The sequence below is a fragment of the Luteimonas sp. S4-F44 genome, assembly GCF_022637415.1.
Lineage (GTDB): Bacteria > Pseudomonadota > Gammaproteobacteria > Xanthomonadales > Xanthomonadaceae > Luteimonas.
Genome location: NZ_CP093340.1, coordinates 2869010 through 2885088, shown reverse-complemented (window position 1 = coordinate 2885088; position 16079 = coordinate 2869010). Strand labels below are relative to the sequence as shown.

General features: G+C 67.9%; 7 protein-coding genes. 4 read left to right on the top strand and 3 right to left on the bottom strand.

The window, feature by feature from the left end:
• The first annotated feature begins 88 nt into the window (after positions 1 to 88).
• Entirely contained in the window at positions 89 to 1984 is a 1896-nt protein-coding gene (gene sppA / locus MNO14_RS13060) for a signal peptide peptidase SppA (protein WP_241944151.1), read from the top strand.
• An 84-nt stretch (positions 1985 to 2068) separates the two neighbouring features.
• On the opposite strand, the gene MNO14_RS13055 is transcribed toward sppA, so the two are convergent.
• Positions 2069 to 3094 carry a sugar kinase gene (locus MNO14_RS13055; RefSeq protein WP_241944150.1) on the bottom strand — a complete coding sequence of 342 codons (1026 nt, stop codon included), beginning with the start codon at positions 3092 to 3094 and terminating at the stop codon, positions 2069 to 2071.
• Between the two features lie 199 nt (positions 3095 to 3293).
• On the opposite strand from MNO14_RS13055, the gene MNO14_RS13050 reads away from it, so the two are divergent.
• The 3 genes from MNO14_RS13050 to MNO14_RS13040 all read left to right on the top strand — a co-directional run bounded on the left by MNO14_RS13050 (position 3294) and on the right by MNO14_RS13040 (position 13461).
• The gene (locus tag MNO14_RS13050) at positions 3294 to 6101 is read left to right on the top strand and encodes a TonB-dependent receptor (RefSeq protein WP_241944149.1); all 2808 of its coding nucleotides are present in this window, start codon (positions 3294 to 3296) and stop codon (positions 6099 to 6101) included.
• Positions 6102 to 6365: 264 nt separating this feature from the next.
• Positions 6366 to 9503: a TonB-dependent receptor gene (locus MNO14_RS13045; RefSeq protein ID WP_241944148.1), complete on the top strand. Its 3138-nt coding sequence runs from the start codon at positions 6366 to 6368 to the stop codon at positions 9501 to 9503.
• A 148-nt stretch (positions 9504 to 9651) separates the two neighbouring features.
• Positions 9652 to 13461: a LamG domain-containing protein gene (locus tag MNO14_RS13040; protein ID WP_241944147.1), complete on the top strand. Its 3810-nt coding sequence runs from the start codon at positions 9652 to 9654 to the stop codon at positions 13459 to 13461.
• A 51-nt stretch (positions 13462 to 13512) separates the two neighbouring features.
• Here the strand turns inward: MNO14_RS13040 and MNO14_RS13035 are convergent, their stop codons facing one another.
• On the bottom strand, positions 13513 to 15108 hold the full coding sequence (locus tag MNO14_RS13035) for a carboxylesterase/lipase family protein (protein WP_241944146.1): 1596 nt from the start codon (positions 15106 to 15108) through the stop codon (positions 13513 to 13515).
• The gene (locus MNO14_RS13030) at positions 15105 to 16022 is read right to left on the bottom strand and encodes an alpha/beta hydrolase (protein ID WP_241946342.1); all 918 of its coding nucleotides are present in this window, start codon (positions 16020 to 16022) and stop codon (positions 15105 to 15107) included. Before MNO14_RS13030 ends, MNO14_RS13035 begins: the two co-directional genes overlap by 4 nt.
• Between the last annotated feature and the right edge of the window lie 57 nt (positions 16023 to 16079).

Here is a 16079-nt window from a genome sequence, read left to right as displayed (position 1 = left end):
GTAGTCTGCCGCAGTGGACCGGACCGTGGGTGGCAGCGCCGATACAGGCAGCGGATCCGGGCCCTTTTCTAATGGAGTCGTATCGAGCATGAGTACCGTTGTTCAGCCCCCGCGCGCGCCGTTGACGCGCTTCATCGTCGGTCTCTGGGACGGCATGAACTTCATCCGCAGGCTGATCTTGAACCTGCTGTTCTTCGGTCTGTTGTTCCTGTTCGCGCTGCTGGTGCTGCTGGCGATCGTCGGCGGCGGCTCGCGGCAGGCGCCGCTGCTCGATCGCACGACGCTGGTGATCGCGCCCGAAGGCGCGCTCGTGGAGCAGTATCGGAGCGATCCGCTGACGCGCGCACTGGCCGAAAGTAGTGGCGGCGGCAGCGGCGAGGTGCAGCTGCGCGACGTGCTGCGCGCGCTCGAAGCGGCCAAGCAGGACGATCGGATCGAGCGTGTGCTGTTGCGGACCGACCGGCTGACGTTCTCGGGCTATGCGTCGATGCGTGAGATCGCCGATGCCCTGGCCGAGTTGCGTGCGGCCGGCAAGCAAGTGGTCGCGTTCGGCGAGTATTTCGGCCAGCAGCAGTACCTGCTCGCCGCGCAGGCCGACGAGGTCTACCTCGATCCCGAGGGCGGCATGATCCTCGAAGGCCTGAGCGGCTATCGCCAGTACTACCGCGAGGCGCTGGCCGACAAGCTGTCGGTGGACATGCATCTGTTCAAGGTCGGCGAGTACAAGTCCGCGGCCGAGCCGTTCATCCTCGACGGCGCCTCGCCCGAGTCGAAGGAAGCCGACCTGTACTGGATGAACGACATCTGGCAGCGGCATGTGGCCGACATCGCCAAGGCGCGTGGGCTCACGCCCGAAGTGGTCAATGCTGAAATCGACACATTGCCGGCCGGCATCGCCGCCGCCCAGGGCGACCTGGCGCGCTACGCCCTCGACCACGGTTACGTGGACGGGCTGAAGACCTTCGAGGAAGTCGAGCAACTGCTGGTCGAGCGCGGTGTCGCCGACGACGATGCCGACGGCGGCTTCCGCCAGATCGCGATGCGGGACTTTCTGACCCACGTCGAGCCGCGGGCGACCGACCGGCGCGCGCAGGTCGCGGTGGTCGTCGCCGAAGGCGGCATCACCGGCGGCGAGCAGCCGCCGGGCACGATCGGCGGCGAGTCGACCTCGGCGCTGCTGCGCGAGGCGCGCGAGGACGAGCACGTCAAGGCCGTCGTGCTGCGTGTCGATTCGGGCGGCGGCGAAGTGTTCGCGTCCGAGCAGATCCGCCGCGAAGTCGACGCGCTCAAGGCCGAGGGCAAGCCGGTGGTGGTGTCGATGGGCGATGTCGCGGCATCCGGCGGCTACTGGATCAGCATGAACGCCGACCGCATCTATGCCGATGCGTCGACGATCACTGGGTCGATCGGCATCTTCGCGCTGGTGCCCACGTTCCCGCGCACGCTCGAGAAGATCGGCGTGCGCACAGACGGCGTCGGCACGACCCGCTTCGCCGGCGCCTTCGATTTGTCGCGCGAACTGCAGCCCGAGGCCGGGCAGGCGATCCAGGCGATCATCGATCGTGGCTATCGCAACTTCATCGGCAAGGTCGGCGATGCGCGTGGTCGCAGCAGCGAGGAGATCGACACCGTCGCCCGCGGCCGCGTGTGGAGCGGTACCCAGGCGCTCGATCGCGGCCTGGTCGACGAACTCGGCGGCCTGCGCACCGCGATCGCCAAGGCGGCCGAACTCGCCGAACTCGGCACCGACCGCTGGCGCGTGCGTTACATCGAGAAGACCGCGACGCCGTTCGGGCGCTTCCTGACCGGCCTGGTCAGCGGCCGCGCCGGCAGCCTGCTGTTCGGTCACAGCGACTTGGCGCGCGGATTGCTGTCGCGCGCCGCGCCGCGGGCAGAACAGGATCTGCGCCTGCTCGAGAGCGTGATGACGCCCGTGCCCGGAAAGCCGGTCAAGGCCGTCGCCTACTGCTTCTGCGAGCTCTAGCCCTCCCGCGTCATACCAAACCGGGGTCAGAGTGCATTTTCCTTGCAGGAAAAAATGCACTCTGACCCCGGTTCTTTGTTTCTTTTAGCGGCGAACGTCCAGGCGGCCGCTGTCGACGAGGGCGGCGACATCGTCCGCGCCGACGAGGTTGAAGTCGCCAGGGACGCTGTGTTTGAGGCGGGCCGCGCCCAGCCCAAATGCCAGTGCCTGCGCGTCCTCCATGCCCGACAGCACGCCGTGCAGCACGCCAGCGGCGAAGGCGTCGCCGCCGCCGATGCGATCGACGATGCCGTCGACCGGTCGTGGATCGAGCCGATGGATCGCGCCGTCGCGGTGCACGAGCAAGGCGCCGAGCAAGTGGCTGTCCACACTGCGCACGTCGCGCTGGGTGCAGGCGATCCGCTGCAGATGCGGGAAACGCGCGAATGCGCGCGCGGCGGCGGCGATCGTGCGCTCGGCGCTCGGCAGCGCCGTCTCGCCAGCCTCCGGCCCCAGGATCAGGTCGACGTCGCGATAGTCGATGAATGCAACGTCCGCTTCGGCCAACAGGGCCTGCAGCAGCGGCGCGGGCCGGTCGTTCCACGTCGCCCACAACTTCGGCCGGAAGTTGCCGTCGAACGACACCAGCGCGCCATGCGCGCGCGCGGCGCGAACCGCGTCGGCGGCAGCCTGCGCACTGGCCGGGCCGACCGCGGCGGTCACGCCGGACACATGCAGACAGTCGATGCCGTCCAGCAGCGACGGCCAGGCGTAGCTTTCGGCCGCGGCGCATGCGAACGCCGAGTCGGCCCGGTCGTAGACGACATCGCTGGGGCGCAGGCCGGCGCCGGTCGCCAGGAAGTACAGCCCCATACGTCCGGGAACGCGGTGCACGCGCGACACGTCGACGCCGTGGCGGCGCAACTCGCCGAGCGCCGCCTCGCCGAGCGCGTTGTCGGCGACGGTGCCTGCGAATGCGCTGTCGTGTCCGAACCGGGCGAGTGAGACCGCGACATTGGCTTCCGCGCCGCCGACGTGGACCTGCAACTGTCGGCTCTGCAGCAGGAGTTCGCGCCCCGGTGCGCCCAGGCGCAGCAGCAGTTCGCCGAAACAGAGGATGCGCTTGCCCATGAGCGATGACCTGTGGGGGTGGGCCGGCGACGCGCGCAGGCCGGAAGGTGAGTCTGTCGCGCCGCAGCATGCTTCGCCGGCGGCGTTCTGATAGCGTTTGGCCCGCGGTGTCATTTCGGGCGCCGTCACCACATTAGCAAGCGCGACGATGCAGTCAAGCCGCGCCACACCATGCACCGGGCACCCTGGGAGGGGACGTATGAGGCAGTGGGTCGATTCAAAAAAGACACCGGTTACCTTGCTGGCGGCCGGCATCGCGCTGGCGCTTCAGGCGGCCGCCTTCCCGGTGCTCGCGCAGCAGCCCGCCGCTGCTGACGACCAGGCCGCCGAGCTCGACACGGTGCGAGTGGTGGGCTATCGCGCGAGCGTGGAAAAGGCACTCGACATCAAGCGCGGCGAGGCCGGCGTGGTCGATGCGATCGTTGCCGAGGACATCGGCAAGTTCCCGGATCTCAATCTCGCCGAATCGCTGCAGCGCATTCCTGGTGTGGTGATTGCGCGCGACGCGGGAGAAGGCCGGCAGATCACCGTCCGCGGGTTGGGCCCTGATTTCACCCGCGTGCGCATCAACGGCATGGAGGCGCTGACAACCGTCGGTGGATCCGATCAGAGTGGCGGTTCCAACCGCGGACGTGGCTTCGACTTCAACGTCTTCGCTTCCGACCTGTTCTCGCAGCTGATCGTGCGCAAGACCGCGTCGGCGGACGTGGAAGAGGGCTCACTCGGCGCGACGGTCGACCTGCGGACCGCACGCCCGTTCGACTACGATGGGCTTACCGTCGTCGCCAGTGGCCAAGCGAGCTATAGCGACATGGCGGCGAAAGCCGATCCGCGGGTTGCCGGTTTGATCGCCAATACCTGGGCTGACGGTCGCTTTGGCGCACTGCTGTCGGCCGCCTACAGCGAGCGACAGACGCTGGAAGAGGGCAGTGGCACGGGACGCTGGGCCAACGGGCCGAGCAATGGCGGCTTCAACGGATGTCCCACGTCGACGAGTCCGACCAACACCTCGCCGTTCCCGGACGCGTGCCGCAGCGACGTCTATCATCCGCGCTTCCCACGTTACACGTTGATGGAGCACGACCAGAAGCGCACCGGGGTGACGGCGTCGCTGCAATTCAAACCCAACGACCGTATGGAGTTCGCACTCGACGGCCTGTACTCCAAGATCGATGCGGTTCGCGATGAGAAGTACATCGAGGCGATCTCGTTCAGTCGCGGCAATGCGACTCCGAACCCAGCGACCAATCCGTTGACCGGCAAGCCGCACACCATCGTCCGCGACGGTGTGATCGACGGCAACGGCGCGTTGGTCTACGGTCTGTTCGACGATGTCGACATCCGCTCGGAGAATCGCCACGATGAGTGGAACACAGTCTTCAAGCAGTTGACGCTGGACGGCAAGTTCATCGTCACCGACGACTTAACCCTGTCCGGAAAGATCGGTACCTCAAGCTCCGTGCACGAGAATCCGATCCAGACCACGATCATCATGGACAAGTACAACGTCGACGGCTATAGCTATGACTACCGGGGCGATCCCTACAAGCCGGTGTTGAACTACGGTATCGACCCGCTCGATCCGACCGGCTGGACGCTGGCAGAAATTCGTTTGCGGCCTCAGTACGTCGAGAACGAGTTCGACACCGCGCAGGTCGATTTCAACTGGAACATCAGCCCTGGCTTCCGGCTCAAAGGCGGCGTACAGGCCAAGGACTATACGTTCTCGACGCGTGAGCAGCGTCGGAGCTCGGAACTCGCGGTACCCGCATTCGCTGATGGCAGCCTCATCGTCCCGCCCGAGTTGACCAGTCAGGGCAATTTGAGCGGAATCGCCGGCAGCCCCGGCAGTTGGGTGATCCCGAGCTATGAGCGCGTCGCCGACTACTTCGACATCTATAGTGGCGAGGGCACATTCGCCTTACTCGATCGTCCGGTGAACAGCCGCAGCGTCGAGGAACAGGATCGCGGCATCTACCTGCAGGCCGAGTTTTCGACCGATCTGGGCAGTATTCCGTTCTCGGGTAATTTCGGCGTTCGCTACGTGCGCACCAAGCAGTCTTCGACGGGTATCGCGACCGCCAGCGGCACTCCGGTCACCTCGACGGTGTCGCGCGAGTACAGCGATACGCTGCCGTCGATGAATCTTGTCGCGGAAATCGCGCCGGACTTCCTGATCCGTTTCGGCGCTGCGCGCGTGATGTCGCGGCCGGGCCTGGGTTCGTTGACGCCGGGTGTCACGGTCAACGTCAGCGGCGGTGCGCGTACCGTCAGCGGCGGCAATCCCACGCTCGATCCAGTTCGCGCCGATACTGCCGATCTGGGCTTCGAATGGTACTTCAACGAAGGCGCGATGCTCGGCCTGGGCTTGTTCTACAAGGATCTCAAGACGACCATCCAGCCCTTCCGGGAAGTGCGCAGCTACGCGTCAAGCGGGCTGCCGGCCAGCCTGCTCGAAGGGACGGGGGCGACTGTCAACGACGACTTCGTCTTCAGCGTGCCGCTCAACACCCCTGGCGGCCCGCTCAAGGGCTTCGAGGCGAACTACGTTCAGCCTTTTACTTTCCTGCCCGGTGCGTGGCGCAACTTCGGCGTGCAGCTCAACTACACCTACGTTGACACCGACATCCAGTACGTGACGGCGAGCGGCGCGACCTCGCTACGCGAGCGCCTGCTCGGCTCGTCGAAGACGTCTTGGAACGCGACGCTGTTCTACGAGGGCGAGAGCTTCTCGGGGCGCGTGTCGGCCACGAACCGCGACGATTACCTGATCCTGGTACCAGGCCAGGAGGCGGGCTTCACCGATGACGTGCATGGACAGAATGGGACCACGACGATCGATGCGTCGCTGCGCTACCGGATCAGCGATCAAATCGAACTGAGCCTGGAAGGGATCAACCTCACCAACGAGCCTTCGGAAACCTGGATCGGTGCGGCCTCTCGCTTGCCGCTCGACTACAGCGAAACTGGTCGCCAGTATTTGCTGGGTCTGCGCTACAAGTTCTGATCGATCTGCGTGTGGCAAAACGGGGCGGCCTTCGGGCCGCTCCGTTTTTGTGTGCGCGGGCCAGCGCAATGCAGGCGCGTGACGGGAATCTCTCGGTGCCTGCGCGTGTTCGATGCACGCGTCGATGTCGCGCGTGTTGCGCTGCAAGATGCGCCGCGCATGTCGCCGCTGTTACCGTTTCGGCCCGAATGACCAGCGGTGTCATTCCTGGGGCGCGGTGCTGATGTCACCGCTCGATGCGCGACACAGGGGGAGGAGCCGACCATGCAACACGCGACCGATCGCCGGAAGTTACCGGTTTCCATGCTCGCGGCCGGCGTCGCCGTCGCGCTGGCATCGCCGGCCTTTGCCCAGCAGGCCGCCGAAGGTCCCGCACACGTGTCCGATATGGCCGCGGTCACGGTCACCGGCTATCGCGAAAGCCTGCAGAAGTCGCTCGACGAGAAGCGCTACAGCATCGAGCAAGTCGATGCGATCTTCGCCGAGGACATCGGCAAGTTCCCCGACCAGAACCTCGCCGAGTCGCTGCAGCGCGTGGCGGGCATCTCGATCGATCGCGAGGGCGGCGAGGGCCAGCGGATCTCCGTGCGCGGCCTGGGCTCGGACTTCACGCGCGTGCGTCTCAATGGTCTGGAAGCGCTGGCGACTGCCGGCAGCGGCAGCGCTGGCGTCAACCGCTCGCGCGGCTTCGACTTCAACACCTTCGCCTCCGAGCTCTTCAGCCAGGTCAAGGTCAACAAAACCCAGTCGGCACAGATGGATGAAGGCTCGCTGGGCTCGACGGTCGACCTGCGCGGTTCGCGCCCCTTCGATTTCGACGGCTTCCGCGCCTCGGCCAGCGGCCAGTTGGGCTACAACCAGCTATCGGAGGAAAGCGATCCACGCGTGTCGGGCCTGATCAGCAACACCTGGGCCGATGGCCGGGTCGGCGCGTTGCTGTCGGCGTCCTACAGCGAGCGTTCGATCTACGAGGAAGGCTACAACCCGGTGCGCTGGGAGCATGGCAACCACCGCAACTCCAACCAGTCCAACGCCAACAACAACGGCACCTACGGCTTCTGCTCGCCCGCGGGCTACGATCCGCAGACGCCGCGCAACCCCACGTCGGGCGAACTGGGCAACCCGAGTAGCAACAACGGCTACGGCACCTGGGGCATCGACGCGGCCAACTGCGGCACCGGCTTGCCGCGGCCGGAAGGGTCGCAGGCGAACATCGACGCCTACGAGACCGCGACCAACGCCTGGATCCCGCGCTACCCGCGTTACATCCGCACCAAGCACGAGATCGAACGCCTCGGCGTGACCGGCGCGTTGCAGTTCCGGATCAGCGAGGACACCCTGCTGAGTTTCGACGCGATGTATTCCAAGCTCGATAAGGACCAGCGCGAGGATTCGCTCGGCGCCAACCTGCATCGCGCGGCCAATCTCGGTGGCAAGACCCAGATCATCGTGCGCGAAGCCCAGGTCGACGACCGCAATCGCCTGGTCTACGGCGTGTTCGATAATGTCGATTTCCGCACCGAGTCGAGCCAGATCGAGGAATCGACCGAGTTCAAGCAGTTCAGCCTGCAGCTCGAACACCGGTTCAACGACGCCGTCCGCCTGGACGCCACGCTCGGGCATTCGGTGTCCGACTACGCGCGGCCGGTGTTCTCGATGGTCAGCTTCGACAACACCAATCTCGACGGCTTCGTGCTGGACATGCGCGGCGATCCGCGGATGCCGAGCATGACGTTCCCGTTCGACGCCAGCAGCGCCGATGCCTGGTCCTGGCTGGGTTACGGTTCGGTACCGGTCAACAGCAACGGCACCGCGCGCGGCGCCAACATCAGCGAGGTGCGGCTCAATCCAAGCTATGTGAAGAACGCTTTCGACAGCGCCAAGGTGGATCTGGCCGTCGACTTCACGCCGAGCCTGACCTTCCGCACCGGACTGGCGTGGAAGGATTACGAGATGCGCAGCCAGGAGTACCGCCATATCAGCTACGGTCGCTTGCCGCAGGCGCTGCCGGCCGGGGTGACGCTGGGCGACCTGAGCACCACGCTTGACGGCTTCGGCAAGAACCTGTCGGGCAGCATGCCGGCTTCGTGGCTGATCCCGGATTTCGATCGCATCGCCGATCTGCTCGACATCTACAGCAATGCCGACAACGGCATACCCGGCGGCGACTATCGGCTGGCCGGCATCGGCCATTTCGGTGCTTCGAACAACAACTTCGAGGTGACCGAGCGCAGCATGGCGGTCTACGGCCAGCTCGACTTCAACACCGACCTGCTCGAGCGTGCGCTGCGCGGCAATGTCGGTGTGCGCGTGGTCCGGACCCAGATCGACGCGTCGGGCTGGGCACCGTGCCCCACCGGCGGCGAGGCGAACTGCGAGCGCTTCTTCGGCGTGGCCAGCGCGACCGCCGATGCCGGTGAGCGCCTACTGGTGGGCACCACCGTCGGCCACAGCTACACCGACGTGCTGCCGTCGCTGAACCTGTCGTGGGATGTGGCCGAGAACGTCGTGCTGCGCTTCGGCGCCGCCAAGACCATGGCCCGGCCGACCCTGACCTACATGTCGCCCAGTGTCAGCGGTGGGCCGACGAACTTCTTCGACGATGGACGGGTGTTCTCGATCAACCTGGGCAATCCCAAGCTCGATCCGTTCCGCTCGACCAATTACGACCTCAGCGCCGAGTGGTACTTCGCCGAGGGCGGACTGCTGTCGGCGGCGGTGTTCTACAAGGACATCGACAGCTATGTGCAGCGCACCCGCCTGTTGAGCACGTGGGCCGACCTGGGCTACGCCCTCGATCTGCTGCCGCCGGGCTTCACGCCCGAGACGATCTTCAACGTGCAGAGCTACTACAACACGCCGGGCGGCCCGCTGAAGGGCTGGGAGCTGACCTACCAGCAGCCGTTTTCGTTCCTGCCCGGGTTCTGGCGCAACTTCGGCGTGCAGATGAACTACACCCACGTCGATTCGGACATCGAGTACGTGTTCAGCACCGCGGCTAACAGCAATGCCTCGGTGGTGACCCAGGTGACCGAGAACCAGCTGGTCAACCTCTCGCCCAACTCGTACAACGCCACGCTGTACTACGACGACGGCCGCTTCAGTGCGCGCGCGTCCACCAGCTACCGCGACGGTTACATCGGCGAGGTGCTCAGCCGCGAGAACGTCTGGGACCTGGACGGCAACCAGCTCGCCACGGCCGATGTGACCGGCAAGCACAGCGTGCGCAACGTCGACTTCAACATGTCCTATCGCGTCAACGACAAGCTCAGTCTGACGTTCGAGGCGATCAACCTGCTCGACACCGCCGACCGGCGCTATGTCGATTCGGATCTGATGCTGCCCGACCGCTACACGGTGACCGGGCGGCAGTACTACGTCGGTGCCCGGTATCGCTTCTGAGCCCACCCTGCGTCGGCTGCGGCGACACGCCTGGCGCATCGTCGTTGGCGTATCGAACGCGTGCGGCCGGCGTGGCATCGTCCGACAATCCGTATACGTGCCGGCTACGGCCGGCGCATCTGTCGAGGGAGGCAACCGCTTGAACCCGATGTCGATCCGAATCCTGGCCGCCGCGTGCGCGTTGGGCCTGTCTGCCGCCGCTCATGCGCAGGCGCCCCGGCTGCTGTTCCATGTCTCGGCCGACCACGGGCTGGTGGCCGATGTTGCTGCCGGTGATCCGGTGCCGAACTTCCAGGACAAGGTGCGTCTGGTCGAAGACGGCGTGCGCGGCAGCGCGATCACCTGGGACGACGATGGGGTGCTGTCGTGGGATGCGCCGGGCAACATCGACGCGCAGCGCGGCACCCTGAGCTTCTTCTGGCGTGCGCGCGATCCGCTGGGCGAGGCGCCGTTCGTGATCTTCCGCGTCGGCTATGCCGACCATTCGAGCTGGGACATGGCGTGGCTCCGGATCGACTGGAACGGGCACGGCTTCGATGCGTTCGTGACCGATGCCAACCTGGCACGTTCGCGGGTGTCGTTCCGCATGGACACGCCGCCCGCGGCCGACGCCTGGACCCACATCGCCTTCGGCTGGGACGAGACGCTCGGCGTACGCTTGTACGTGGACGGACGCGAGGTCGCGCGCGAGGAGCGGCCGGCGAACGCCCAGGCGAGTTTCGACTATGACGCCGGCCTCGACCAGTTCGGCCTGGCCGCGCGCGTGCTCGCGCCGCATCAGGTGCAGAGCCGTTACAACTTCCTGCGCGGCAGCGACTTCGACGACATCCGCATCCACGACCGTATGCTCGATGCGGCCGGCGTCCAGGCGGTGCGTGCGTTTGCCGCGCCGACGACGTCGGTGGCGCCCGCACAGCGCCAGGCCGCCTGGCTGTTCCGCCACGGCTGGCAGAATGGCGCGGCGCCGCCGCTGCTCGACGCGCCGACCACGTCGATCCGCAAGGTCGAGTTCGCCGACACACGCGATCTCAAACAGTGGATGTGGAAGGCCACCGACGGCATCGCCGAGACCACCTGGCCCGGCGTCTACAACCGCTCGCGGTTGCGTGGGCGCAACGACTACTTCCAGCTGCCGGACTGGAATACCTACGTCGAGGGGGGGCGCGCGCTGGATCTGACCCTGCCCGACGAGCCGGTCAACCGGGTCGAGATTCGCGGCGCTGCCTACGGCCGCGTCTTGGCCGGTGACGATGCGGATACGCTGCAGCCGCTGTTCGACCGGCCGCAGGGCATCGTGCGCAGCGTCGACGACTTTCCGCTGCGCCGCGGCGGCCATCTGCGCTTCGAGAACGTCGCGCAGGAAACCCCGATCCAGGAGATCTGGGCCTATCGCGTCGAGGCCGCCGACGAGCCGGCGGCCTCGGTCCGGCAGGTCTACACCGTGCGCAGCGGAGCCGAGGTCGACTACACCAATCTCGCCGAACTTCGCGGTTATATCGAGGGACGGTTCGCACCGGAGGAACGCAGCACCGTGATCGCGCTGCCCGGGCGGGCGGCGTATCGCAAGCGTGCGCCGGCGTCGGCCGATGCGCCGCGGCAGCCGGTGGTGCATGTGCTGATTCCCTCGGGCATCGGCGATGCGCCGGCCGCGCAGCCGCTGATCCGCAGCTGGGCGCACAGTTGGGAGAACATGTACGACGGGCTCGACGGCATCGCGATCGACCTGCCCGCGCTCGACCTGCCGGCCACGCATACCGTCGACGGCGCCGGCGCGATCCCGCTCAACATCCGCGTCAAGGACCCGATCTGGCCGGCGCGCGACATGATCGATGTCTCGGTCTCGGTGCGCCCGGGCCAGGCACGCACGCTGTGGCTGGACCTGCGCGATCGCATTCTCAGCGACGACAGCCTGTGGATCAGCATCGCCTCGGCAGCGCCGGGCTTCGACGCGGCCGCGCTCGACGGGGCGCAGATCCGCATGGTCTACAAGCCGCGCGCCGAGGCGCTGGTCGAGCACGTCGCCGACCGCTTCAACCAGGTGCGCGACAACTGGGGCTTCCTGGTCGAGGAGCACACCACCTCCAAGCGTCAGCGACTCTACGCACGCGCCTACGCCGACATCAGCGATCTGTTGCGGGTCGATCCCGACCACGCGCTGGGCCGGTTGTACTGGAACTACATGAGCTACAACAGCCAGGGCCGGCCGCCGTTCGCGCAGCCCGAGCCACCGGCCGGTGTGCCGCTGTGGGCGTTCCGCCAGCTCGAGGATCTCAAGGCGGTCCGGCGCTTCGTCGAATGGTGGATCGACGAGCGCCAGGTGCCGTTCGGCGACTTCGGCGGTGGCATCTCCGACGACAGCGATCTGCTGCAGCAGTGGCCGGGCCTGGCGCTGATGGGCGTGCTGCCCGACAAGCTCAATGCCTCGCTGACCGCGCTGGCCGACGCGGCCTATACCAACGGCATGTTCACCGGCGGCCTGTCGACGATCGAGACCGACGAACTGCATGCCTACGAGGAGGGTATCAACACCAACAGTGCGATGGTCCTGCTCAACTGGGGCGATCCGCTGACGATGACCCGGCTGATGGAGACCGTGCGCGACCTCGACGAGAAGATCGTGCTGCGCAACCCGCAGGGGCATCGGCTGTTCTCGAGCAACTGGTTCGGCGGGCGCAAGGTCTACCGCGAACCGCGCTGGCAGTGGCAGAAGCCGTACTCGTTCCCGGTGCTGCACCCGGCCTTCGTGCTCGGCGTGTTCAATGCCGATCCGACCAGCCGGGCGATGATCACCGGACTGGCCGACGGCTATCTGGCCCATGCCTACACCGACGAGCAAGGCGTCTGGCAGCTCCCCAACGAGATCCACTGGGCGACCGGCGAGCGGCGCGGCGGCGATCTGTTCGACGGCTCCGGCGGCGCCGACACCATGCACCTGTACTGGGCGGCGTGGCGTTGGACCGGCGATGCGAAGTACCTTCGCCCGCTGCAGTACCGGGTGGACCGCAGCGGCCCGACCGGTCTGTCGAACCTGGCGGAGAACTATGTCGATGCGCTCGACCGGCGCGCGGACTGGGGCCAGCGTCTGCAGCAATCGGCCGACAGCGGCGAGACCGGCGTGCAGAGCGTGTTCGCCTGGCAGCAGACCGGCGACAAGCGCTATCTCGAGTCGCTGCATGCCGACGGCATCCAAGCCAAGGCGCAGCGCGAATACATGAACACCGAAGGCCACTGGTGGTCGGACCGGGTCGAAGCGCCGAGCGAATTCCTGCAGCGCGCGCGGCTGGGCGGGCTGGCGCTCAAGCGCAATACGACCTACCCCGGGCACACGGTGAGCTGGCGCTTCGCCGACGACGCCCAGGCGGAAACGGTCGCGCTACTGGTCTCGGCGCCTTCGCGCGAACGCTTCAAGGTCATCGCGCACAACACCGGCACGCGCACCGCGCACGCGACGATGACCGGCTGGAACGTCGCCCCCGGGCGCTGGCGCATGGTCAGCGGCGTGGACCGCAGCGGCAACGAGACCATCGACGGTCGCGCGCAGACGCGCGAGGTCCGGCTCGAATCGAGTGCATCGGTCGATCTGGCATTCGCGCCCGGCCAGACCCAGGTGTTCGAGTTCGAGCGCATCGAGGCCGGCACGCCGGTGAACGCGCGCCCGGACATCGGCATCGGCCGCGGCGATGTGCGCGTGGTCGACGGGGCGGTCGAGGCGACGGTGCACAGTCTCGGCCATGCCGATGCGCCCGGTGGCGTGGCGATCCTCGAGACTGCGGACGGGCGCGAACTCGCGCGTGCGGACCTGCCGCCGCTCGCGGCGCCGCGGGACCTGCGTCCGCGCACCGCGACCGTGCGCCTGCAGCCGGCGGGCCGCTTGCCAGATGGCGCGCAGGTGCGGATCACGCTGCCCGGCGATGCCGAAGAAGTCACACGCCTGAACAACGTCGCGCCGGTGCGCTGAGGTACGCGCGGCGCTTGGGCGCGTCCGGCATGCGCCGGGCGCCCGACCCGGCTATTGCGTGCCGCGCTGCACGAACGGCGCCTGGCGATAGAGCCGGCGCTCGCCGCCGCGCGGGTCGTCCTCGAGCCGAGAGGGGGTGTCGAAGACCATCGTCTCGCGGCGCGCCAGGCTGTACGGCGCCCAGTGCGTCAGGCCGGCATGGTTCGGGTCTCCCGAACGCGCGAACGCGAGCAGGGCGCCCTGCATCGCCGCCGCCATGTCGCGCGCGCGCGCATCGTCGCCGGTGCGGCTGTCGGCACGATCGGTGGTGCCGAACACCAGCGGGATGTCGAGCGTGTGGAACGCGCGCATCCGCTCGCCGCCGTGCGGATACCAGTCGAGTTGATAGGCCCAGGTGTTGTGGCCCTGGGCGGCGCGCACCTCCAGTTCCTCGACCGCGCCGCGCCACGAGCGGCCAGCAGTGGTGGCGGCGAAGAACACCTCCGACGGCGTGTACTCCGGGTACAGCCGCCGGTACTCGGCGATCACGACCGCGGGGTCGAGATCGACGAACTGCTGCGTGCGCAGCTTGGCCGGCAACGCCTCCCAGTCCAGGCTGAAGTTGTCCGCATCGTGGCCGAGGAAGGCGCGGGTCTCGTCACGCGTGTTGCCGATCACCATCGGGATCTGCGCCGACTGCGGGGGCGCATCCGGCCAGAACGGGTGGCGCGGCAACGTCACCGTGTCCACGACCGGGCCGAAGTACAGGCTGCTGTCCTCCACGCGCGAGGGGTCGCGTACGCGCTGCGCGTCGAGCAACGCCTGCATCGGCAGCGTACGCAGGCGCTCGACGTCCGCGGGCGCCACGCCCAGCGCGTCCAGATACAGGCGCGCGCGCTGGTCGGCGGCGCGCGGCCCGGCCGCGGTGACCTGCTGCCCGCTCATCGTCCAGGCGCGGTGGAACAGCCCGCGCGCGGATGGCATCGCCATCAGTGTGGCGATCTTCGCGCCGCCGCCCGACTGGCCGAACAGCGTCACATTGCCCGCGTCGCCGCCGAACGCGTCGGCATGCGCCGCGACCCACTGCAGCGCCTGCACCAGGTCGAGCTGACCGACATTGCCCGACTGCGCCAGCGCCGGGCCGCCGAGGTCGCGCAGCGCCAGGTAGCCGAACGCGTTCAAGCGATGGTTCAAGGTCACGACTACGACATCGCCGCGACGGCACAGCGCGCCGCCGTCGTAGAGCGGATCGCTGCCCGATCCGGTCGAGAACGCGCCGCCGTGGATGTAGACCAGGATCGGTCGGCGCGCACCGTCGCGCAGGCCGGGTGTCCAGACGTTGAGGAACAGGCAGTCCTCACTGCCCGGGCCTTCGCCGCCGCGCTGCGGGGCGGACGCGCCATAGGCCAGGGCGTCGTGCACGCCGCGCCAGGTCGGCGCGGCGGCGGCGGGCATGAACCGTCGCGGTGCAGTGTCGGCGCCGTAGCGCACGCCGCGGAAGACGTGTACGCCGTCCTCGATCGCGCCGCCGATGCGGCCGCCCGCCACGCGCGCGACGCTGGTGCGGGGCGCGGCGGCGAAGGCAGCGGGCAGGGCGGCGAGGGCGCCGGCGAAGGCGCCGGCCTGGAGCAGGCGACGGCGGTGGGGATTGGTCGGCGTGTCGGTCATGGGCGTGGGGGCAGGCTGTCGATCCAGTCGAGGGCGAGGTGCGGCCAACGCGCCAATGGCCCGTGCGCGTCGCGCACGCCAAAGCCATGGCCGCCGGTGGGAAAGACGTGCAGCGACGCCGGCACGCCGGCCGCGAGGGCCGCGGCGTGCATCGCCAGGGCGTTGCCGACTGGCACCGCAGGGTCGTCCTGTGCGTGCAGCAGGAACAGCGGCGGCGTGTGTGCGTCGACATGGCGCTCGGGCGACAGGCGCGTCAATGCGAGGTCGGCCGGCGCGTCGCTCGCGGCCAGCAGGCGGGCGCGCGACCCGGCATGCGCGAGTCCATCGCGCATCGAGATCACTGGGTAGATCAGCAACGCGAAGTCCGGGCGGCCGTCGATCCGGTCGATCGCGTCGACCGGCGTGTATGCCGGCGCTGGATGGGTGGCCAGGCGGGCGGCGACATGGCCGCCCGCCGAGAACCCCATCACCCCGATGCGTGCCGGGTCGATGCCGTCGTCGCGCGCGCGGGCTCGGATGATCCGCAACGCGCGCTGGGCATCGGCAAGCGGGGCGTCGGGCCCTTCAGCATGGCGCCGGTCGGGCAGGCGGTAGCGCAGCACGAACAGCGTGATCCCCGCCGCGTCGACGAAGGTGGGAATCAAGGCGGTGCCCTCCTTGTCGAGCACCACGCGCGCATAGCCGCCGCCGGGCACGACCAGCAGCGCCTGGCCATTGGGACGTGCCGGCGCGTACATCGCGAGATAGGGCGTACGCACGTCCTCGACGATCCGGTCCGGCCGCGTCGGATCCCGACTGCGCTCGATGACCCGGTCGCCGCCGTCCGCCGCCGCGGCTGCCGGCCACAGGTCGATGCGTTCCTCTCTGGCAACGGGCGCGGCCTGGACGGCACCGAGGCCGGAGGCAGCGAGCATCAGCAGCACACAGCACAGCGGGCGAATGGACCTGCGCAGCATGGAGAACATTCCGAT

What these genes read in the sequence shown, in the direction of transcription:
- sppA (WP_241944151.1), top strand. Translation starts at nt 89, where the DNA reads ATGAGTACCGTTGTTCAGCCCCCGCGCGCGCCGTTGACGCGCTTCATC.
- MNO14_RS13055 (WP_241944150.1), bottom strand. Translation starts at nt 3,094, where the DNA reads ATGGGCAAGCGCATCCTCTGTTTCGGCGAACTGCTGCTGCGCCTGGGC.
- MNO14_RS13050 (WP_241944149.1), top strand. Translation starts at nt 3,294, where the DNA reads ATGAGGCAGTGGGTCGATTCAAAAAAGACACCGGTTACCTTGCTGGCG.
- MNO14_RS13045 (WP_241944148.1), top strand. Translation starts at nt 6,366, where the DNA reads ATGCAACACGCGACCGATCGCCGGAAGTTACCGGTTTCCATGCTCGCG.
- MNO14_RS13040 (WP_241944147.1), top strand. Translation starts at nt 9,652, where the DNA reads ATGTCGATCCGAATCCTGGCCGCCGCGTGCGCGTTGGGCCTGTCTGCC.
- MNO14_RS13035 (WP_241944146.1), bottom strand. Translation starts at nt 15,108, where the DNA reads ATGACCGACACGCCGACCAATCCCCACCGCCGTCGCCTGCTCCAGGCC.
- MNO14_RS13030 (WP_241946342.1), bottom strand. Translation starts at nt 16,022, where the DNA reads ATGCTCGCTGCCTCCGGCCTCGGTGCCGTCCAGGCCGCGCCCGTTGCC.